This window comes from Nonomuraea sp. NPDC005650 (genome assembly GCF_040605375.1).
GTDB lineage: Bacteria > Actinomycetota > Actinomycetes > Streptosporangiales > Streptosporangiaceae > Nonomuraea.
This window is the reverse complement of the sequence record NZ_JBEXCR010000052.1, coordinates 24,323-44,372: the sequence shown is the minus strand read 5'-3', so window position 1 is coordinate 44,372 and position 20,050 is coordinate 24,323. Positions and strand designations below refer to the sequence as shown.

Genomic DNA, 20,050 nt, shown 5'->3' with positions numbered 1-20,050 from the left:
CTAGCCCACCTCTCCCTTGATCCCGGCCTTCGCGGCCGTCGCCTGGGTGAATGCCTTGAGCAGGCTCCGTTCCTCACGGAGCTCGAAGATCGCCACCCCGCTGTCCTTCGCGAGCTGGCCCACCAGGCCCGCCTCCAGCCCGGTGACCTGCAGTCGCTGGGCGTCGGCCAGGCTGACGAGCCGGCCGCCGGCGTTGGTGATGGCGGCGCTGAGCACGCGCGGGTTGTCGCACTGCACGCTGACCGTCTGCGTCTGGAAGCGCTGGATGAACGCCTGCGCCGCGCCCGCTCCGACGATCTTGCTCTGCGCGATGACGACCAGGTCGTCGACCAGGTCCTCCATCTCGGCCAGCAGGTGGCTGGAGACGAAGACCGTACGGCCCTGGTCCTTGAACTGCCGCAGCAGCCCCTTGATCCAGGTGATGCCCTCGGGGTCGAGCCCGTTCATGGGCTCGTCCAGCATGATCACTTCGGGGTTGCCCACCAGGGCGATGGCCAAGGCCAGGCGCTGGCGCATGCCCAGCGAGAACCGGCCGGCCCGCTGACCGGCCACCGCGGCCAGGCCCACCCGCTCCAGCAGCAGCTCGGCCTGGTTCTCGGCCACCCCGGCGAGCCTGGCCGCCCAGCGGACGCTGTCGATGGCCCGGCGGCTGGGGTGGGCGCACTGCGTGTCCAGCACCGCGCCGATCTTGCGGGCCGGCACCGGCCACTCGTCGATGCGCTTCCCGTCGATGAGGGCCGAACCGCTGGTCGCCCGGTCGAGGCCGAGGAAGAGCCGCATCGTCGTCGACTTGCCCGCCCCGTTCGGGCCCAGGAACCCCGTGATCGCGCCCGACCGTACGGCGAAGCTGGCGTTGCTGACCGCCAGTACGGGCCCGTACCGTTTCGTCAGGCCCTCCGCCCTCAACATCGGCTTCATGTGTCCTCCCGTTGTGTTGATGTGCAGGTGTCGTCGAGGAAGGGGAGCCCGGGGCCGCCGTTCAGGGCCGCGTGCAGCGCCAGGAGCACCCCAGCCGCGCCGGTGGCGAGGTCCGCGGACAGCCGCAGCGCCTGCTCCCCGATGAAGGCGACGTGCCCGTCGTGCGGTACGGCGTGCCAGGCCAGGTGCCCCAGGTGCCGCGCCAGCCGGGGCGAGTACGGTGGCTCGCCCAGCCCGGCCAGCGCCAGCATCGCCCCGGCCCGGCCGGTGAACAGCCCGGCGCCGGTCACGACGTGGTCGCCGGTGGCGCGGCGGAGATCGTCCAGCGCCTCGATCAGGTCCGGGTCCGGATAGTGGCCGGTCAGCTTGCGCAGCACCATGGCCACGCCCGCGCCGCCCATCGCCAGGACCGGCTCCCGCCACGGCGCGCCGATCGGGGCCGGGGCGTCCGAGCCCACCCCCATCACCGCCAGGTCGCGGCGGAGCGCGGCCTCGGCGTGCGCGAGCAGGGCCGGGTCACGGGTGCGTTCGAAGAGGCGGACCAGCAGCAATGCCGCCCCGCTCGCCCCGTGCATCAGCCCCGGCGCGGACGGCCCCTGCGGCTGGGCCGACAGGCGCTCGACGAGCCGCTCGGTCACGGCGCCGCAGTCCCGCCCGAAGTGGTGCAATGCCAGCCCGGCCCCCGCCAGCCCGGAGAACAGCCCGATGCCCGGCACCCGGTCCAGCGGGATCTCGGCCGCCCGGTCGAGGACCTCCAGCGCCTCGTCGGCCCGGCCGAGCCGATCCAGGGCGTACGCGATGCCGTACAGGCCGTCGTAGAACCCCGGCCGCGCCTCGGCCAGCTCGCGCGTGCGCGTCACCAGCCAGTCCACGTGCTCGTCCGGGACCTGCGCCCCGGCCCGGCCGAGCGCCCAGAGCACGCCCGCGGCGCCGTGGGCGAAGGCCACCCCGCCGCCCGGAGTGAGGAACTGCGCGACGTCCCCGGGGAAGAGCCGGTCGGCGCGGCCGGGGGTGGCGCTCGCGGCGATGCCGCCCGCGATCGCGGCGCGCAGCTCCGGCCAGGCCGCCGGGCCGGGCTCGGGCCAGGCCAGCGGCGGGCGGTCGGCGGGCTGGCCGACCAGGTCGGTCCAGTGCGGGGCCGGGCCCAGGTCGCGGCGGATCTGCTCGGCGTAGCCGGACGGCACCGGGAAGTACGTGGTGATCATGTCGAGGAGCTGCGCGAACTTGTCGGGGCCCCACGGCAGCAGGCTCGTCATCGGGCAGAAGACGGCCAGCCGGATGCAGCCCAGGCCGTAGCGGTCCACCTCGACGCCGGTGTAGGCGGGCGGCGCCACGAACCCGGGCGCGGCCATCGCCTGGACCAGGTTCGCGTCGGCCTCCGTGGCGGCCTCCAGGTCGATGAAGGCGATCGTGTCGTCGGCCCTGACCAGGATGTTGGCGGGATGCAGGTCGCCGAAGACCACGCCCCGCCCGTGCATCGCCGCGACGGCCTCCTCGACCTGCTCCAGGATGCGCAGCGCCCACTCGGTGTACGCGGCGAAGTCCGCCGGCGACCGGTCGGCCCGCAGCAGCGGGTTGCGCCGGGCGATCTCCCGGCCCAGCGGCTCGCCCTCGACGTACTCGCGGGCCAGGAAGTAGTGCTCGTGGCCGATCCGGTAGTCGATCAGGCGGGGGAACCAGGGCAGCCCGGCGAGCCGGTCGAGGGCCCAGTGCTCGCGTTCCAGCCGGGCGACCGCGTCACGCCCGTCCTGGTCGAGCCCGGCCAGCGGCCTGGCCTCCTTCAGCACCACCACCTCGCCGGAGCGGGTGTCGGTGGCGTAGTAGACGCCGCCGCCGTTGGAGAAGTGGAAGGCTTTGGTCGCGCGGAAGGGGAAGTCGTCGAGCGTTCCCCGGTTCCGCGCGGCCAGCGGCTCGGCCAGGCAGTCCGGGAGCTCCACCCAAGGGGGAGGACGGAAGGCGGGTCCGCGGACGTCGGGCACGAGCCGTCCCTGGGGGTCCTCGATGCAGTGGACGGTCTCGCCGAACTCGTTCTGGATCGTCCGCTCGACGAATCCGCCGTAGCGGACGTACAGCGGGCCCGAGCGCCAGCGCAGGTCGCTGAGGATGTGCGGGCCGCGCTCACCGTCGAGCAGGTCGCCGAGTTCGTTGAGGATCTTCTCGAGTTGCTGGTCGTCGCCGGGGTAGACGGTGACGAACTTGCCCGCGCTGCCGCGGTCGCCGTATTTGCCGTTGCGCCGCCTGAGCACCGAGTCCGAGCGCAGGAACTTGAAGCTCACCCGGTGCGCGACGCAGTAGTCCCAGACCTCGCCGAGGATCGTCTCGGCGTTCTCCGGGGTCGCCGAGGCGTGGATCTTCCAGCCCTGCCGCTGGATCCGGTCGACGGGCGCGTTGAGGATGATCCAGTCGCTGTTCTCGGTACGTCGCCAGCCGGGCGGCGCGGGCGCCCCGGCGCGGGAGAACCCCGCCGCCGCGTCCGTGCCGACGACGTCGTAGAAGGGCATCCCCTGTGGACAGTGCTGCAAGTACTGGATGAACTCCATCGCTCCTTCTCCCCGTGGTCACCAGGCGCCCGATAGGTACGTCGCGACGAGCCACTCGCCGAGCGGCGGACTGCCCGCCTCGACCCTGGCCGCGCCGCTGGGCTCCGCCGGCGCCTCGCGTACGGTCAGCGGGTAGGCCGAGACGGTCGCCGGCAGGTCGCGCTCGGTGCGGATCGGGAGCAGCACCGAGACCGGGACGGAGGCGCTGGACGCCGCGCCGGAGGCGACCGCGGCCGATCCCACCTGCTCGCGGAAGACCACGCCGTTGCGCAGCAGCCGGACCCTGGCCCCCTGCCTGATCTCCTCGTGGCCGCCCGGCACCACCAGCTCGATCCGGCCCTCCCGGTAGTGGTAGCCGCCCGAGATCTCGTACGGCACATGCACCGTTGTCAGCAGCGCCGTCACCCCCGCGGCCAGCGCCGCGGTCACGGCCCCCATCCGCAGGACGGAGGCACCGGCCGTACGCGCCTCGTGGACGCGCATCAGGAACCCGTACGCCAGGCGGGCCAGCAGCAGCAGGACGACCGCCATGACGGCCAGCGAGCCGATGACACCGAGGCCGCGCAGCAGGTCGCCCCAGAGCGACAGGGCCAGCCCGCCGACCAGGTAGATGGGGAAGACCAGGCAGGCGAGCCCGTACGGCACCGCCCAGCGCAGGCCGGGCAGCTCCACCGGATACGTGCCGCCGAACAGCACCTTCGAGACGAACCGCCGGGCGTCGGCCATCGCGCGCTTGCGCAGGTCCGAGATGTCGAGGTGGCTCATCAGCGCCAGGTAGCCGTCGAGCTTGACGAACGGCAGCAGGTTGAGCAGGCCGCCCAGGTAGGTGACGACGGAGAAGACCAGCAGCCCCTGACCGGCGGCCGAGCCGCCGAAGGGCAGCGCCGTGACGGCCGCCGCGCCCGCCGCCGTGACCTGGGTCGCCACCCCGGCCAGCGCCACCCGTACTCGCTGCTCCTTGCGGGCCAGCCGCCAGCCGTCGGAGACGTCGCAGAAGAAGGCCGGCAGCAGGTAGAGCAGCATGAAGCCCATCCGGCTCGGCCGCCCGCCGTAGTGGCTGAGCACCGCCCCGTGGCCCAGCTCGTGCAGCACCATGACCAGGTAGGTGCCGGCGGCGACGCCCGCGTAGACGCCCAGCGGCAGCGGCGACCCCAGCGTCCGCGCCAGGTCCCCGCCCTGGACGGCCAGGCTCACCAGCCCGCCCAGCGCGAGCACGGCCGCCACCGCGCCCCAGAACCGCGTGGCCAGCGCGGACACCAGCGGTTCGCACCAGGCCAGGAACCGGGCCGGGCGCACCACGGTGACCTGCAGCGTCAGCGGGGGGACGTACTTCACCCAGGGCGCGTTCCCGCGGGTGCGCCGGCCGTCGTCGAGCAGTTGCATCCGCTTGAGCTCGCCCAGCGCGTAGCCGAGCGCCTGCGGGGTCCATTTCGGGCCGAGGTCGGCCATCAGCTCGGCGTGGTCCCGGTCCCCGTCGAGCGCCCGGCCCAGCCGGGCCATGTCCGCGCCCACCCGGATGTAGCGGCCCGGGCCGCGCTGGATGATCCACGGCGCGCCCTCATGGGTGGGCGCGTGGACCTGCACGTCGTCGGCGAGCCGGGGACGGGCGGGAACGGCCGGGTCCAGCTCCTCGCGTTCCTTCCTGCCGAGCTTCACGTTGCCGAGCTTCATGGGCGGGCTCCCGTCGCGCGTCTAGCCATGGGGCCGCCCGATCGCGTTCACGACCAGGAGGGCGAAGCAGGCCACCGCGGCGATGCCGAGCACGGCCAGCAGCACCACCTGGGCCACCCCTGACAGGCTGCTGTTCATGACCAGGACGAACGCCAGGACGAGGATCCCGGCAACGATGATCAGCCACACTGTGGACACGTTCTTCACTTCCTCACCTTCCGAGCGCGCACGTGCGATCCGGCCAGGCGGTGGCGACGGGGTGACCGCCGCCACCGCGCTGTGCCTCATGGGAGTCCCGGCGCGGACCTGCCTCGGGCTCCTGCATCTGAAGCTCGAGACGAGAGCGCCACGCCGGCATCCGGCTGCGGCAGCCGTCAGGTGATGACGCTGATGCTGCTCATGATGGCGGTGACGCCGTAGGAGACCGCCGTGCCGACGGCGCTCACCACGGTGACCCCGGTCACGACCCCCCAGAAGGTCCCCCAGCCGGGGGCCTCCATGGCCTCGAGCTCCTGCATGCCGAGCTCAAGCGGGGCGTTCGCGAATTCGTTCATGTGCCTTTCCTCCTCTCCTGGCAATCGAGATCCCGGACGGGCCCGCTCGCATCAGGTCAGCGAAGCGGCACTGGCCACCGCGCTGGCGAAGACGAGCGTTCCCAAAGTGATCGCAACGCCCTGCTTGAAGCCGGACCAGAACCCGGGGGCGTCCATCGCCTCGAGTTCCTGCATGCCCAGCTCCAATGCGGGAGCCAGGCTCGGGGTCGCCGTCATTTCCATCGCCACACCTCCTCTCCTCCTGCTCGCCCGCGGTCCCGTCCCCCGCGGGAGTTCTCGATCGGTACGGCGCTCAGCACCTGGTCTCCTCCGGCGTGCGGAGGACCGCGGTCAGCAGCTCCCGTACCTCGTTCTTGGTCAGGCCGCCGAGCATGGGCAGCCCGGCGCCCCACGCGCGCACGATGCGCCCGGCGATGGCGTCGAGCGCGCCGTCGTCGGCGGTCAGCCGCCGCTCCACCCGCCAGGAGTCGATCAGCGCGGCTACTCCGCCGGCCGGGTCGCCGGGCAGCCCGGCGGGGTCGACGGCGCGGATCGACGACCACAGCCGCGCGAGCCTCCTGGCGGACCCGAGCCGCTCGTCGCCGCCGGCGATGGCCCGCCACAGGGGCGGCAGCACGGCGGCGATCGCGCGCATCTTGCGCACGCCGAGCGCCACCGACACCTCGTTGGCGATCAGCCAGCCCTTGTTGCCCCAGGCGGTGCGGCCCAGGTGGACCCACTCCTGGTGGGTGAGCCCGCTGAGCTTGGCGATCTCGGCGCGCAGCGGTCGGTCCACCGGCGTGCCCACCTGTCGCGCCCGCCGCACCGCGTGCCCCACCGTGACCAGGCGTACGGCCAGCGCCTCGGTCAGCGCGTCCTCGGTGGGCAGGTCGGCGTGGTCGCCGGCGTACATGCTCACCAGGCGGAACAGCGCCTCCAGAACGGCCTCGGAGACCAGCTCGGGCGCCAGCGTGTCGGTGGCGACCGGGTCGAGCACGGCGATGTCGGGCCGCAGGCACTCGCCGGAGATCAGCCGCTTGCCCTGGGGATACTCCAGGCAGGCCGCCGTGCTGATCTCGGCGCCGGTGCCCAGCGTGGTCGGGACGGCGACGAGCCCCAAGGAGCGCTCGGTGCCGGGCGGCAGCACCACCATGCCGCTGCGCTGCGGGACCGTCAGGCGGGCCCGCGCGCTCGGGCTCCCGTGCAGCAGGGCCAGCAGCTTGGCCTGGTCGAGCAGGGAGCCGCCCCCCACGCCCAGCACCAGCTCGACGCCGGACAGGCGCTCGGCGAGGTCCAGCACGCCGGACAGGGTGCCGGGGCCGGCCAGCACGACCAGCTGCTCGCCGCGTCCCGCCTTGGCCACCTGGCGGCGGACGCGGGCGACGATCTCCGACTCCAGCACGCCGGGGTCGATCAGGAGGGTCACGCGCCTGCGCGAACTCCTGGCCAGCCAGGGGGCCAGGCCGTCGCACTCGAAGAGCGTCCGGGTCAGGCACTGGGTGCTCTGGGTCACGCCGGCACCTCCCTGGCGGAGTAGGCCGCCAGGCCCGCCCGCAGGCAGGCGAGCAACTCGCGCAGGTCAGCGGCGGTGTAGGTGAGGGCCGGCACGAGCTGGACGCCGTTGACGCCCGGATGCACGATCGCCCCGGCCCGGCGGACCGCCGCCACCACGGCGGGCACCTCGGCCTGCGGCAGCTCGGCGCCGCCCGGCGCGCGCAGGCGGATCGCGCGGAAGCAGCCCGCCCCCGAGGTCCCGGCCACCATCGGATGCTCGGCCGCCAGCCTCGCCAGCTCCTCGTCCAGCAGGTCCGACAGCCGCCTGCCCAGGGCCACCGCGTCCAGGCGGCGCGCCTCGGCGATGGTGGCCAGGATCGCGGCGCAGGTCACCGGCGTGCCCGCCTGCGTCTCGGCGTGCGCCAGCACCGCCCCGGCGGCGGCGAACGCGGAGGCCACCTCGCCCGAGGCCACCACCACGGCGGCGGCGCCGGTCCCGTTGGTGAGCCCCTTGGAGGCGATCAGCAGGTCCGGCGGCTCGGGCCAGTCCTGGGAGGCGAAGAAGCTCCCGGTACGGCCGAACCCGGTGGCGACCTCGTCGGCCACGAGCAGGAATCCGTGCTCGCGGCGCAACCGCAGCAGCTCGGCCACGTACTCCCCGGTCAGCGGGACGGCCCCGTTGCCCAGCACCGGCTCGACGACCACCGCCGCCACCTGCGCGCCCTGCCGCTCCATCAGCCGCGACAGCTCGTCGGCGGCGTTGGGGGTGACGTGCCGGATCAGCCGCTGGTCCACGCCGTAGAGGCGCTGGCCGAAGTCCTCGCCGCTCAGTGCGAAGCCGCCGAAGGTCATGCCGTGGTAGCCGCCCTTGAGCCCGACGACGAGCTTGCGGCGGTCGGCGCCGCGCAGGGCGTGGTAGTGCCTGGCGAGTTTCATCACCAGGTCGTTGGCCGCGCCGCCCGAGGTCGAGAAGACGACCCTGGCGTAGTGGCCGGGGCCGCACAGGTCGATCAGCGCGGCGGCGGCCCGGCGCGCGTAGTCGTTCTCGTACCTGAAGACGTTCAGGTACGACGCCCGGGCCAGGGCCTGTGCGGCGGCGGCGGTGACGGCGGGGTTGCCGTAGCCGAGGTTGGTGTTCCACAGCCCGCTGGTGCCGCAGAGCAGCTCGCGGCCGTCGGCGAAGCGGACCCTGACCCCCTCGGCCGAGACGGCGCAGAGCTCGTCCAGGCCCTGCTGGTCCGGAGGCAGCAGGGCGGGCCACAGCGGCGAGATCACGGGGCCTCCTTCGTCGGCCCCGTGACCGAAATGCTGTGTCTAATCGTTCCCTCGCTCCGCTCGGTCACGTGGCCACCTCGGCTTCCAGCAGGATGTCCCGGTGCCTGGCGCCGGGGGCGGTCAGGGCGTGGCGGGAGCGGACGGCGAAGCCCGCCCGGGTCAGCTCGGCCTCCAGCAGGTCGGCAGGGACCACGCCGATGGTGCTCGTGCAGACGGTGACCGGGCCCTCGGGCAGCTCGGCGGGGCAGACGGCCACCACGCGGTGGCCGGCGTCCGGGTCCCAGCGTTCGAAGAAGCGGTACGAGCGGCCGCTGGCCCCGGCGAAGGCGACCTCGACCTCCTCGGCGCCGTCGAGGCCGTTCAGCTCGATGGTCGACAGGACGAACCGCCCTCCGGGCGCCAGGTGCGCGCGGACCATGCCGTACAGGGCGGTCCTGCCGGGCGCGTCGAGCAGCGAGATCGACGAGGTGCCGAGCACGATCGCGGCGAAGCGCACGGGAGAGGAGAAGGTACGCATGTCCGCCCGGACCAGCGTGCACCGCTCGCGCAGGCGGGCCGGCGCCCCCTCCAGCCGCGCGGCCAGCAGGCTCAGCATGCCCTCCGAGAGGTCGACCGCGGTCACCTCCCGGCCCAGCGCGAGCAGCGGCAGCGTCAGGCGGCCCGAGCCGGCGGCGAGGTCGAGCACGGGGCCGGGGACCCGGCGCACGAGGGCGACGAGCTCGCGCACCTCCTGGGTGTCCGTGCCGGCCAGGTCGTGGTAGACGGGCGATCCCGTCCGGTCGTACAGGTCGCACACGACCGCCCGGTCGCCCAGCCGGTCGAGCAGCCGCCTGGCCTGGCTCGGCAGGTCCGTCAGGTGGGTCATGTGAGCCGTACCCCCGCCTTGGAGAAGAAGCCGGCCACCGTGGTCAGCCCCGCCGGGTCGTCGTGCTCGGCGGCGGCCTCGACCGATCCGCACACCAGCAGCGCCTCGGTCAGTTGCCCGGCCCGGCGCTCCACCTCGAACGTCCGAGCAGGACGCGGATGGTGGACGTAGGCCGCGTGCTCGGTCCACAGCAGCAGCGGCAGGTCCGGGTCGGCCAAGTCCGCCGGGCCGGCGACGCCCTCCAGACCGGGGACCAGCCGGCCGCCGAAGCCGGAGACGCGCACGTCGGCGGCGCCCCGGGCGTGCAGGTCCTGGAGCCCGGCGAGCGCCGTCAGGTAGCGCCCCAGCCACGGCCGGGCGGCCAGCCCGGCGGCCCGCCGCTCCTCGGGGACGGCCTCGCCGAGGCAGACGGCGCACGGGTGCTCGCCGGCCGCGTTGATCCGGTCCCACTCGGCGCGCAGGCGCGGCAGGTCGTCGCCGACCTTGCCGAGGGGCAGCCCGGTCGGCGAGGTGGACAGCGCGCCGTCCGCCCTGGCGTGCAGGCGCAGCCGCGGGCCGTCCGGCCCGGGACCGGCGCCGAGGGCGGGCAGGTCGGCGATCCGCACGGTGGGGTGGGTCAGGAAGGCGGCGAAGACGCCCTCGTCCGCCGCCCGGTCGGCGTCGGACAGGTACAGCTCGAAGTCCTCCTCACCGAAGATCCGGACGGCGGTGGGGCCGATCACGGACATGTACTCGCTGGTGCCGTAGTCCTGCGTCTGCAGGAAGAACGCCTCGGAGATGGACATCTCGGCGCCCGCCTCGCTCAGCGAGCCGTCGTAGCCCACGACCGTCGGGCCGCCGGCGTCCCCGGCGGCGCCGGGAACGAAGATCACGGTCTCGGGGCCGGCCAGGCCGGACTCGACGACCGCCGCGAGGTGCCCGGGGTTCTCCAGCACGATCGTCGCGACCCGGTCGGGCAGGGCGCCGGCGGCCTGCCCCGTCGCCCACTGCATCAGCCGCCGCTTCGTGTCGCCCATCAGTCGAACGTCCCGCCGACCAGCGCCCCCAGCAGGGACTTCAGCTCGTTCATGGTCTCCTTCTGGCCCTGCAGGTTGAACACCCCGGTCAGGTTGAGGATGATCTCGTCGGCCCCGGCCTGCTCGTACTCCTTCAGCCGGGCCACGAGCTGGTCGAGATCGCCGCTGAGGAACGCGCCCCCGTCCACCGCGGCCCTGGCGTCGGCGGCGGGGTCCCGGCCTGTCACGTTCATCCCGGCCTTGCGCAGCATGTCCTGGTAGTGGGGGGCCTGCAGGTGCAGCGCGTTGCTCGCCATCGCCTGCTCGACCGGCGTGCGGTCGGGCCTGCTCAGGGCCAGCGGCACCATCGCGGCCACCCTGGGCCCCGCGCGGCCCTCCGCCTCCGCGCCCTCGCGCAGCGCCGGGACGATCGTCTCCGCGAGGTAGCCGGCCGGGGTCAGCCAGGTGATCGCCACGTCGGCCACCTGACCGGCGAGCCGGGCCATGCCCCGCCTGAGCACTCCGAGCCCGATCTCGATCCGGGGGGACACGGCCGGCGGCAGCATGCCGTGGCACGTGACGTACTCGCCGCGCAGGTCCACCACCCCGCCGGCCAGCAGCGCCCGGACCGCGGTGACGTACTCACGGATCGCGCCGAGCTGGCTGGGGTAGCGCTCGCCCAGCAGGCTCTCCTGGAACGAGATCGGCCCCGGCCCGAAGCCGGCCACCACGGGCTCGCCGGTCGCCATCGCCAGCGACCGCACCTGCAGCGCCGCCTCGTACGGGTGGCGCAGCGGCATGAGCGTCACCCCGAGCCCGGTCGGCACCCGGAAGCCGGCGCCGGCGGCGTACACGAATCCCTGGTGCGGTTCGATGAGGGTCGCCTGTCCCTGCCACAACGCGTGTGCCGCGGTCCACTGCACCAGGCCCGCGTAGGGAAGGATCTGTTCCGCCCGCCGCGGAACAAACGGGATCATCACTGAGTACTTGGCCATTTATCACTCCACGTCCCCGCAATGAGGTGATTCGTAGCGTCGGTACCTTCCTACGCCCGCCCCTGTTCCCCGACGCTTCCCCGGCGGACTCGGGAAGGCGTTTTCCGCAGCTAGAGGGGCGTGCGGGCGGGGAAGCGGCGGTCACGCACCGGAGCGGCCGCATGACAGATGTCATACGGGACCGGTGACGGCGACGACTACGGGCCGCCCGGCGCCGGTCTCACACTGGACCTACAGACATCTAGCATGTTCGATGTACGGCTGGTGCCCGGCTCCTGCATCGTCCGGCGCCAGCCGTACCTCCCGAAGGAGGTCGCGGCGCCGACATGTCATCCCAGCTCCTGTCGTGGATCCTCGCCGGCGGCCTGGCCTTCTATCTCGCGATCGTCGCACCGGTGGTCGGCCTCCGCGCCCGTAACCGGCCGCAGGACGACACCCCGCTGCCGCGGCGCCTCGGCCTGGTCATCGTCGAGCTGTGGGCGCTGGCCGCGGCGGCCCTCCTCGTGGTGGCGCTGTCGCCGACGCTCACCCTGGCCGACGTGGGCGTCAAACCCCCCACCGACCCGGCCGTGACCTACGGCATCGCGGTGGCGCTGCCCGTCGCGATGGTGCCGATCGTGTTCTTCGTGCGCTGGCTGGTCAAGAACGGCGGGAAGGCCCCCGGGGCCGACGCCTACTCCGCCCTGATGCCGCGCACGCGCGGCGAGCGGTGGCTGGCCGGCGGGGTGGCGGTCTCGGCGGGCCTCTGCGAGGAGCTGGTCTACCGGGGCCTGCTCATGGGCCTCGGCCTGGCCCTCGGCCTCAGCCCGCTGCTCGCGGCGGCCGCGGCGGTGGCGGTGTTCGCCCTCGGGCACGTCTACCAGGGCCGGTGGGGCTTCCTGCTGTCGATCCTCGGCGGGATCGCGTTCACCGGGATCTACCTGCGTACCGGCAGCCTCATCGCGCCCATCGTGGTCCACGTCATCGTCGACATCAGGTCGCTGGTGCTGACGCCGCGGCCGGAGCGGGTGGCCGCGTGAGGTTCTCGGTCGTCTGCCCCACCTACAACCGCGGGCCGGCGATCAAGGCCACTGTCGACTCCGTCGTGGCGCAGTCGCTGCGCGACTGGGAGCTGCTGGTCGTCTCCGACGGCAGCGACGACGACACCGACCGGGTGGTGGCCGAGAGCGCCCGCGCCGACCGCCGCGTACGGCTGATCCGCACCCACCGCCACGGGCATCCCGCGCAGCCGCGCAACCTCGGGCTCGCCGAGGCCCGCGGGGAGTTCGTCGCCTACCTCGACCACGACGACCGGTGGGCGCCGGAGCACCTCGCGGTCCTGGCGCGGGCGCTGGAGGGCGGCGAGCGGTTCGCGGCCACCGGCGCGACGCGGGTCGACGCGGCCGGGACGGTCCTGCACGTGACGCCCCCGCTCGCGCTCTGCTGGCACCCCGAGCTCCAGCTGATGAACGCGATCTTCCAGCCCTCGCAGGTCGCCCACGTCGCGGGCCTGGCCGAGCAGGCCGGCGGCTGGCGCAGGTCCGAGAGCGGGCTGGAGGACTGGGACCTGTGGCTCCGCCTGGCCGACGCGGGCGTGCGCTGCCGCACCGCGGCCGACCCCACGGTCATCGAACTCGTCGACCCGGCCACCCGCCAGGGCTCGCTGGCCGCCCGGCACGGCTGGGAGGTGGCCAGGTTCCCCGACGGGCGCGCGGCCCGCGCCGCCTACCGCGCGCTCAAGGACACCCGCCGCGTGCGCGCCGCCCGGGAGGCCCTGGAACAGGACCTGCGGGCCTGGTACGCCGACCTGGCCGGCCTGGTCATCCCGTCGGGATGGGAGGCGGGCCCGCCGGAGGTGGACCGGGCGCTGGCCGAGACCGTCGCCGAGGCGTCGATCGGCGGTCGCGAGCTCTGGCCGGACCTGGCCATCGTGCCCCGCGACGGCCACGTCGCGCTGGTCCACCTCATCTCCTCCGTCACCCAGGACCACGCGGACCGGATCGGCGCGCTGACGCGCCGGGTCATGCGGCGCCAGCTGGCGCTGTACGAGGACGTGCTGGGCGGCGTCTGACTAGTTGATGGGGCGGGGCAGGCGGATCGTCAGGATGCGGCTGGGGATCCCGGTGTCCACCAGACGGCCGTTCGCGTCGAAGGTGCCCATGCCGAAGTCGTTGTCGTTGGCGATCGCGATCGTCCTCGGGTCGAGCAGCGCGACACCCTCGATCTTGCCGGGCAGCCCGGACATCGCCGCCAGGTCCACCGTCAGCGACTTGGCCGCCACGGTGACGTCCGCGGGCAGGGACGCCTCCAGCGACGGCGTGGTCGCCGGGTCGTCGTGACGGCCGCCGAGGAGGTCGGTCGCCTTGCGGAGGTCGACGGTGTAGAGGCGGGCCACGGCGTCCGTGCGCTCCTGGAGCAGCAGGCGGCCGGGCTTGAGCACGTTGAGGGCGGAGATCTTCATGTCGCCCTGCGCGGCGTCCGGGTCGAAGGCGGCGACGTCCTCCATCTTGTAGGCCCACTCGCCGGTGGGCCGCCCGGTCCGCAGGTCCACCCGCAGGATGCGGGCGATGCCGGAGGCCTTGCCGGTCGCCTTGTCGGGGTTGGCCAGCGGGCTCTGCACGGCCAGGTACAGGGCGCGCTCGGAGGGGGAGACGCCGAGCGCCTCGATGCCGCGGTTCTGCTGGCGGGTGGCGAAGATGGCGGGCAGGGTCTCGCGTACGGGGTAGCCGGCTCCGGTCAGGCCGAGCCCCTTGGGGACGTAGCGGGTCAGCACCCGTCCGTCGCCGGCCACGTGCACGAGCGAGGGGGAGTACTCGTCCACCAGCCAGAAGCCGCCGCGGCCGTCCGTGACGATGTCCTCGGTGTCCAGCCCGTTCGGGTCGTACGGGAGCGAGGTCAGGCCGTCCCAGGTGTAGGGGGCCTCGTCGTGGCCGGACTGGTTGGACAGGCCGGTGATCGGCGTGCCGTCGGACTTCTTCAGCGGGATGCTCCGCACGATGCGCGCCGTGCCGTGCCGGACGGCCACGCGCACGATCGCGGGCGCGAACTCCGGCACCGGGAACGTGCGCCGCTTCTCGCCGTTGACCTTCGGCTCGCCGTTCGGGCCGCGGTCGGTCACCATCCAGTACTCGCCCGCGGGCCCGGCGGGGTACAGGCCGCTGCCGACGCCGCCCAGCTTGACGCCCCGGGAGTCCCGTACGAGGCCGGGCTCGAACGCGGCCAGGTCGGGCGCGGGCAGCGTCACGTCGGACAGGATCCGCGGCTCCTTCACGGGGGAGGCGGCGGCCGGCGCGGCGAGCGTGCCGGCCAGCGCCGTGCCGATGGCGAGTGCGGCGACGAGGTGACGAGACATGGAGCTTCCCCTGGGGTCCCTTGCGGCAAATGTGCTGATTCGGGGTGGAACCTACAGAGGTTCGATGTCCGGCCGCCGAAGCGCACATGAACGCGCGCTGACGTGATCAGGCGCCGCGCGGTGGCGCCTGATCACGTGGTGAGTCAGACCCGGACCAGGTGGGCGCAGGCGGCCGCCGCCGCGTCGGCGTCACCGACGACGACGGCTCGGGCGAGAGCCGCCAGGCGCTCGGCCGAGACCCGGGCGTCCTCCAGCGGCGCGGCCTCCGAGAGCAGGTCGTCGAGGTCGGCCAGCAGGCTGGCCCCCGCGAGCCGGCGCACGCAGGGCCAGGTGTCGGAGAAGCGGATCGGGCGGCCGTCGGCGTCGAGCAGGGCGAGCCGGAGGCTGCTGTCGGGGTGCGCCGCCGCGCTGCGCGCCAGCCCCGCCATGACCGCCTCGCGGGCCCGCGCGATCTCCACCGGGTCGCGCTCGGCCAGCGATAACGCGGGATCCGGCCGCGTCTCCTGGAGCATCGGCGCGAGCACCACGGCGCCGTTGCCGTGCTGGACCTCGACCATGCCCTGGACCTCTAGCGCCACCAGGGCGCGGCTCAGGGTCGCCCGGCTGACGCCGAGCTCCGCGGCCAGGCGACGCTCGGGCGGCAGGCGGTCGCCGGGGGAGAGCCCCTGGGCCTCGATGAAGCGCGCGATGTGGTCGGCCAGCTGCACGTAGAGGCGGGGACGCTCCATCCGCTCGGGAACCGCGGAGGTCTGCGGGCGCTTCTTGGTCACGGGGGACAGTCTATTGACATCCGGCGCAGTGGCGCAGAGGCTAGGCCAATCCGGAAATACGCACGTAACCGGAGAGTCACCTGACCCGAGGAGTCGCCGATGTCGGCGGAAGTCGTTGCGTTGGTTGTGCTGGTGCTGGTGTTCCTGATAGCCACCGTCCGATCCATCAACATGGGCGCGCTGGCGCTCGTGGCCGCGTTCGTCGTGGGCACCGCCGTCTTCGGCGTGGAGGTGTCCGACGTCCTCGGCGGCTTCCCGGCGAACCTGTTCGTCATCCTGGTCGGCGTCACCTATCTGTTCGCGCTGGCCAGGACCAACGGCACCGTGGACTGGATCGTGCACCGGGCCGTGGTCGCGGTGCGCGGGCGCGTGGCCCTGATGCCGTGGGTGATGTTCGTGGTGTGCGCCGCGATCACGGCCATCGGCGCGGCCAGCCCCGCCGCGGTGGCCATCGTGGCCCCGGTGGCCATGGGCTTCGCCGCCCGCTACCGGATCAACCCGGTCATGATGGGCCTGATGGTGGTGCAGGGCGCCACCGGCGGCAGCTTCTCGCCGATCGGCATCTTCGGCGCGATCACCAACGGCGTCGTGGACAAGAGCCACCTTCCGGGCAGCCCGGCCGTGCTGTTCTTCAGCGCGATGGGCGCCTGCGCGCTGATCAGCCTGGTCGGCTTCCTCGCCCTGGGCGGCACGAAGCTCCTGCAGCGCGACCGCGAGTCGCCGAAGGAGCAGGTCGCGGCCCTCGCCCGGACGGGTGCCGCGGGCGGATCCGCGGGTGAGCCCGCCCATGAGCCCGCCCATGAGCCCGCCCGTGAGCCCGCCGACGACGCCCTGCCCCGCCTCGACGCGCAGCGGTCCCTCACGCTGGTCGGCCTGCTCGTGCTCGCCGTGGGCGCGCTCGTCTTCGACCTCGACATCGGCTTCCTCGCGCTGGCGGTGGCGGTCGCGCTCACGCTGATCTTCCCCTCCGCGGCCCGCGGCACCGTCGACAAGATCAGCTGGGGTACGGTGCTCCTCGTCGGCGGCATCGTCACCTACGTCTCCCTGCTGGAGGACCAGGGCACGGTGAAGTGGCTCGGCGACGGGGTCGCCCACGTCGGCGCCCCGCTCGTGGCCGCGTTCCTGATCTGCCTCATCGGCGCCGTGGTCTCCGCCTTCGCCTCCACGACCGGCATCCTCGGGGCGCTCATCCCGCTCGCCGTGCCGTTCCTGCAGACCGGTCAGGTCGGAGCCATCGGCCTGGTCACGGCGCTGGCGATCTCGTCCTCGGTGGTCGACTGCAGCCCGTTCTCGACCAACGGGGCCCTGGTCGTCGCGAACGCGGACGTGGCCGACCGCGACAACGTGTTCAAGCGGCTGATGACCTGGGGCATGACCATCATGGTGGTCGCGCCGGTGCTGTGCTGGGTGATCCTCGTCGTGCCGGGGAGCCTGTGATGAGCGGGCCGCTCGCGGGCTACGTCGTCGTCGACCTGACCAGGGCGCTGGCCGGGCCGCACGCGGCGATGATGCTCGGCGACCTGGGCGCGCGGGTGATCAAGGTGGAGCAGCCGGGGAGCGGCGACGACACCCGGGGCTGGGGCCCGCCGTTCGCCGGGCCGGAGTCCACGTACTTCCTGTCGTGCAACCGCAACAAGCAGTCGATCGCCCTGGACCTGAAGGACGAGGACGGCCGGGCCACGCTGGAGGCCCTGATCCGCAGGGCGGACGTGCTGCTGGAGAACTTCCGCGCCGGAGTGCTCGACCGGCTCGGCTTCACCACCGCGCGCCTGCTCGAACTCAACCCGCGGCTGGTCGTGCTGTCCATCACCGGGTTCGGCCACGACGGCCCGGAGGCCGGGCGGGCCGGCTACGACCAGATCGCGCAGGGCGAGGCCGGGCTGATGTCGCTCACCGGCTCGGGACCCGACGACCCGCAGCGGGTGGGCGTGCCGATCGGCGACCTGCTGGCCGGCATGTACGGCGCGTACGGCGTGGTGTCGGCGCTGCTCGAACGCGAGCGGACCGGGCGCGGCCAGGTCGTGCGCACCTCGCTGCTGGCCGGGATCGTCGGGGTGCACGCCTTCCAGGGCACCCGCTGGACCGTGGCCGGCGAGGTCGGGCGCGCCCAGGGCAACCACCACCCGTCCATCGCCCCGTACGGGCTGTTCCGGTGCGGGGACGGCCACGTGCAGATCGCGGTGGGCAGCGAGGGGCTGTGGCAGCGGTTCTGCGCGGAGTTCGGCCTCGACCCGCGCGAGCCGGGCCTGGCGACGAACGCGGAGCGCGTGGCCGCGGGCGGGCGGCTGGTCGAGCTGGTCGAAGCCGCCTTCGCCCCCTTCGGGGCGGACGAGCTGCTGCGGCGGCTGGCCGCCGCCGGCGTGCCCGCCGGCCGGGTGCGCAACCTGGACGAGGTGTACGACTGGCCGCAGACCAGGTCGCAGGGCCTGCTCATCGACGTCGAGCACGCGGGCATCGGCGAGATCACGCTGCCCGGACCGCCGCTGCGCTTCTTCGACCCGGCCGGGCCGGACGGCGAGGTCGAGACCACCAGGACCGACCACGCCGCGCCCCCCGTGCTGAACGCCGACGAGGAGGAGATCCGCTCGTGGCTGGCCGGATGACCGCGCTCGAACTCGTCGAGCTCGCGCTCGACGACGGCTCCTTCCGCGGCTGGGACCGGCCGCTCGGCCCGGTGGCGGACGCCGACGTGGCCGCCGCCAGGGAGCGTACGGGCCTGGACGAGGCGGTGATCACGGGGGAGGGGCTGCTGCACGGCCGCCGGGTGGCCGTCGTCGCCTGCGAGTTCGGCTTCCTCGCCGGATCCATCGGGGTCGCCGCCGCCGAACGCCTGGTGTCGGCCGTGGAACGGGCGACCGCCGAGCGGCTGCCGCTGCTCGCCGCGCCCGCCTCGGGCGGCACGCGGATGCAGGAGGGCACGGTGGCGTTCCTGCAGATGGTGAAGATCTCGGCCGCGGTCACCCGGCACAAGGCCGCGGGCCTGCCGTACCTGGTCTACCTGCGCGACCCCACCCTCGGCGGCGTGCTGGCCTCGTGGGGCTCGCTCGGTCACGTCACGGCCGCCGAGCCCGGCGCGATGATCGGCTTCCTCGGCCCGCGCGTCTACCGGTCCCTGTACGGCGAGGCGTTCCCGGAGGGCGTCCAGGTCGCCGAGAACCTGTACCGGCACGGCCTGGTCGACGCCGTGCTGCCGCCGCAGGCGCTGGCCGGGATCGCCGACCGGGCGCTGCGCATCCTGCTGGCGCCGCCGGGGGAGCCGCCCCGGGACGAGGGGCCATCCCGCGAGCCGCTGCCGGACGTGCCCGCGTGGGAGTCGATCACCCGCTCCAGGCGCGCCGACCGGCCCGGCGTCAGGCAACTGCTCCGCTACGCCGCCTCGGACGTCCTGCCGCTGAACGGGACCGGCGCGGGCGAGCAGGACCCGGGCCTGTACCTGGCGCTGGCCCGCTTCGGCGGCGTCTCGTGCGTGCTGCTCGGCCAGGACCGCCGCAGCCAGACCGACGTGGGGCCGATGGGCCCGGCGGCCCTGCGCGCGGCCCGGCGCGGCTTCCGGCTCGCGCACGAGCTGAACCTGCCGCTCGTCACCGTCATCGACACGCCAGGGGCGGCGCTCAGCCCGGAGGCGGAGGAGGGCGGGCTGGCCGGAGAGATCGCCCGGTGCCTGTCCGAGCTCGTCACCCTTGAGGCTCCCACGCTGTCGATCCTGCTCGGCCAGGGCTGCGGCGGGGGCGCGCTCGCGCTGGTCCCGTGCGATCGGGTGCTCGTCGCCCAGCACGGCTGGCTGTCGCCGCTGCCGCCGGAGGGCGCCAGCGCCATCGTGCACCGCGACGTCGACCACGCGCCCGAGCTGGCGGCGGCGCAGGGCGTACGCTCCGCCGACCTGGTCGCCGACGGCATCGCCGACCGGATCGTGGCCGAGCACCCGGACGCGGCCGACGAACCGGAGGCGTTCTGCCGCCGCGTCGGGCGCGAGCTGGAGCGGGAGCTCGCCGCGATGCTGCCCCGCCACCGCCCCGAGCTGCTCGCCGAACGGCTCCGGCGCTACCGCGCCCTCGGCACCACCCGCGACCGGACCCGGGCGGCCGGCTAGGCACGCATCCTCCGGAGTCAGGTCTCTCTGGGCGGTGCCCGTTCAGGCATCCCGGCGCAGTGCCCATTCGACGCCCGGACAGCGGTCCATGACGACGTCGAGGCCGGCGTTCTGGGCGCGCTCGGCGGCGGCCTCGTCGATCACGCCGAGCGGCAGCCAGATGGCCTTGGCCCCCGCCGCGATCGCCTCGTCCACCGACTCCCCTGCCAGCTCGGCCCGCCGATAAACGGCGACGACGTCCAGCGGGTCCGGCACCTCGGCCAGCGACGCGTACCCGGGCTCGCCCAGCACGGTCTCGGCGGCCGGATGCACGGGAATCACCCGTTTGCCGCGTGCCTGGAGCAGCCGGGCCTGGTCATAGGCCGTGCGCTCCGGATTGTCGCTCAGGCCCACGAAGGCCCAGTGCCGCGCCCCATGGAGCAGGCGCTTGATGACGTCGCCGTCGGCGAAGCGGTCTCCCATGCTCGGCACCAACACGGCGCGCACGCCGGAACTTCCCGCATTCATCTTCCGCTCAGCGGTTGCCGCGCTTTCAACGCCGTTGACCGCCGCATATGGTTCAGGACGCGCGAC

At 73.9% G+C, this 20,050-nt stretch carries 19 protein-coding genes; 5 read left to right on the top strand and 14 right to left on the bottom strand.

Annotated elements, in window-relative coordinates; all coding sequences use genetic code 11:
• The 11 genes from ABZS69_RS55590 to ABZS69_RS55540 all read right to left on the bottom strand — a co-directional run bounded on the left by ABZS69_RS55590 (window position 1) and on the right by ABZS69_RS55540 (window position 11,286).
• A complete protein-coding gene (locus ABZS69_RS55590; protein WP_355389509.1) occupies window positions 1–918 on the bottom strand; it encodes an ATP-binding cassette domain-containing protein in 918 nt (305 codons plus the stop codon).
• Window positions 915–3,458, bottom strand: a complete 2,544-nt coding sequence (gene lanKC, locus ABZS69_RS55585) for a class III lanthionine synthetase LanKC (protein WP_355389507.1) — start codon at window positions 3,456–3,458, stop codon at window positions 915–917. The genes ABZS69_RS55590 and lanKC overlap by 4 nt, the downstream gene beginning before the upstream one ends.
• Before the next feature lie 18 nt (window positions 3,459–3,476).
• Window positions 3,477–5,129, bottom strand: coding sequence for a daptide biosynthesis intramembrane metalloprotease (gene mpaP, locus ABZS69_RS55580; RefSeq protein WP_355389505.1), 1,653 nt, complete (start codon window positions 5,127–5,129; stop codon window positions 3,477–3,479).
• Window positions 5,130–5,150: 21 nt separating this feature from the next.
• Window positions 5,151–5,336: a hypothetical protein gene (locus ABZS69_RS55575; RefSeq protein WP_355389503.1), complete on the bottom strand. Its 186-nt coding sequence runs from the start codon at window positions 5,334–5,336 to the stop codon at window positions 5,151–5,153.
• A gap of 167 nt (window positions 5,337–5,503) precedes the next feature.
• Window positions 5,504–5,683, bottom strand: a complete 180-nt coding sequence (locus ABZS69_RS55570) for a daptide-type RiPP (protein WP_355389501.1) — start codon at window positions 5,681–5,683, stop codon at window positions 5,504–5,506.
• A 51-nt stretch (window positions 5,684–5,734) separates the two neighbouring features.
• Complete coding sequence (locus ABZS69_RS55565; RefSeq protein ID WP_355389606.1) at window positions 5,735–5,905, bottom strand: daptide-type RiPP; 171 nt, start codon at window positions 5,903–5,905, stop codon at window positions 5,735–5,737.
• Between the two features lie 70 nt (window positions 5,906–5,975).
• A complete protein-coding gene (gene mpaC, locus ABZS69_RS55560) occupies window positions 5,976–7,175 on the bottom strand; it encodes a daptide-type RiPP biosynthesis dehydogenase (protein ID WP_355389499.1) in 1,200 nt (399 codons plus the stop codon).
• Window positions 7,172–8,431, bottom strand: a complete 1,260-nt coding sequence (gene mpaD / locus ABZS69_RS55555; RefSeq protein WP_355389497.1) for a daptide-type RiPP biosynthesis aminotransferase — start codon at window positions 8,429–8,431, stop codon at window positions 7,172–7,174. Before mpaD ends, mpaC begins: the two co-directional genes overlap by 4 nt.
• Before the next feature lie 64 nt (window positions 8,432–8,495).
• A complete protein-coding gene (gene mpaM, locus ABZS69_RS55550; RefSeq protein ID WP_355389495.1) occupies window positions 8,496–9,296 on the bottom strand; it encodes a daptide-type RiPP biosynthesis methyltransferase in 801 nt (266 codons plus the stop codon).
• On the bottom strand, window positions 9,293–10,312 hold the full coding sequence (gene mpaB / locus ABZS69_RS55545) for a daptide biosynthesis RiPP recognition protein (RefSeq protein WP_355389493.1): 1,020 nt from the start codon (window positions 10,310–10,312) through the stop codon (window positions 9,293–9,295). Before mpaB ends, mpaM begins: the two co-directional genes overlap by 4 nt.
• Window positions 10,312–11,286, bottom strand: coding sequence for an LLM class flavin-dependent oxidoreductase (locus tag ABZS69_RS55540; RefSeq protein WP_355389491.1), 975 nt, complete (start codon window positions 11,284–11,286; stop codon window positions 10,312–10,314). Before ABZS69_RS55540 ends, mpaB begins: the two co-directional genes overlap by 1 nt.
• Before the next feature lie 326 nt (window positions 11,287–11,612).
• Between ABZS69_RS55540 and ABZS69_RS55535 the strand changes: the two genes are divergently transcribed.
• Both ABZS69_RS55535 and ABZS69_RS55530 read left to right on the top strand, forming a co-directional pair.
• Complete coding sequence (locus ABZS69_RS55535; protein WP_355389489.1) at window positions 11,613–12,305, top strand: CPBP family intramembrane glutamic endopeptidase; 693 nt, start codon at window positions 11,613–11,615, stop codon at window positions 12,303–12,305.
• Complete coding sequence (locus ABZS69_RS55530; RefSeq protein WP_355389487.1) at window positions 12,302–13,336, top strand: glycosyltransferase family A protein; 1,035 nt, start codon at window positions 12,302–12,304, stop codon at window positions 13,334–13,336. Before ABZS69_RS55535 ends, ABZS69_RS55530 begins: the two co-directional genes overlap by 4 nt.
• Here ABZS69_RS55530 and ABZS69_RS55525 read toward each other — a convergent pair whose 3' ends face one another.
• On the bottom strand, window positions 13,337–14,617 hold the full coding sequence (locus tag ABZS69_RS55525) for an esterase-like activity of phytase family protein (RefSeq protein ID WP_355389485.1): 1,281 nt from the start codon (window positions 14,615–14,617) through the stop codon (window positions 13,337–13,339). It abuts the gene before it with no gap.
• Between the two features lie 143 nt (window positions 14,618–14,760).
• Window positions 14,761–15,387, bottom strand: coding sequence for a GntR family transcriptional regulator (locus tag ABZS69_RS55520; RefSeq protein WP_355389483.1), 627 nt, complete (start codon window positions 15,385–15,387; stop codon window positions 14,761–14,763).
• A gap of 99 nt (window positions 15,388–15,486) precedes the next feature.
• Between ABZS69_RS55520 and ABZS69_RS55515 the strand changes: the two genes are divergently transcribed.
• From ABZS69_RS55515 to ABZS69_RS55505, 3 genes are read left to right on the top strand one after another with little or no spacing between them, the layout of a single operon-like run.
• Entirely contained in the window at window positions 15,487–16,824 is a 1,338-nt protein-coding gene (locus ABZS69_RS55515; protein ID WP_355389481.1) for an SLC13 family permease, read from the top strand.
• On the top strand, window positions 16,824–17,990 hold the full coding sequence (locus ABZS69_RS55510) for a CoA transferase (protein ID WP_355389479.1): 1,167 nt from the start codon (window positions 16,824–16,826) through the stop codon (window positions 17,988–17,990). The genes ABZS69_RS55515 and ABZS69_RS55510 overlap by 1 nt, the downstream gene beginning before the upstream one ends.
• The gene (locus ABZS69_RS55505; protein ID WP_355389477.1) at window positions 17,975–19,477 is read left to right on the top strand and encodes a carboxyl transferase domain-containing protein; all 1,503 of its coding nucleotides are present in this window, start codon (window positions 17,975–17,977) and stop codon (window positions 19,475–19,477) included. Before ABZS69_RS55510 ends, ABZS69_RS55505 begins: the two co-directional genes overlap by 16 nt.
• A 42-nt stretch (window positions 19,478–19,519) precedes the next feature.
• Here the strand turns inward: ABZS69_RS55505 and ABZS69_RS55500 are convergent, their stop codons facing one another.
• Window positions 19,520–19,963: a CoA-binding protein gene (locus tag ABZS69_RS55500; protein ID WP_355389475.1), complete on the bottom strand. Its 444-nt coding sequence runs from the start codon at window positions 19,961–19,963 to the stop codon at window positions 19,520–19,522.
• Between the last annotated feature and the right edge of the window lie 87 nt (window positions 19,964–20,050).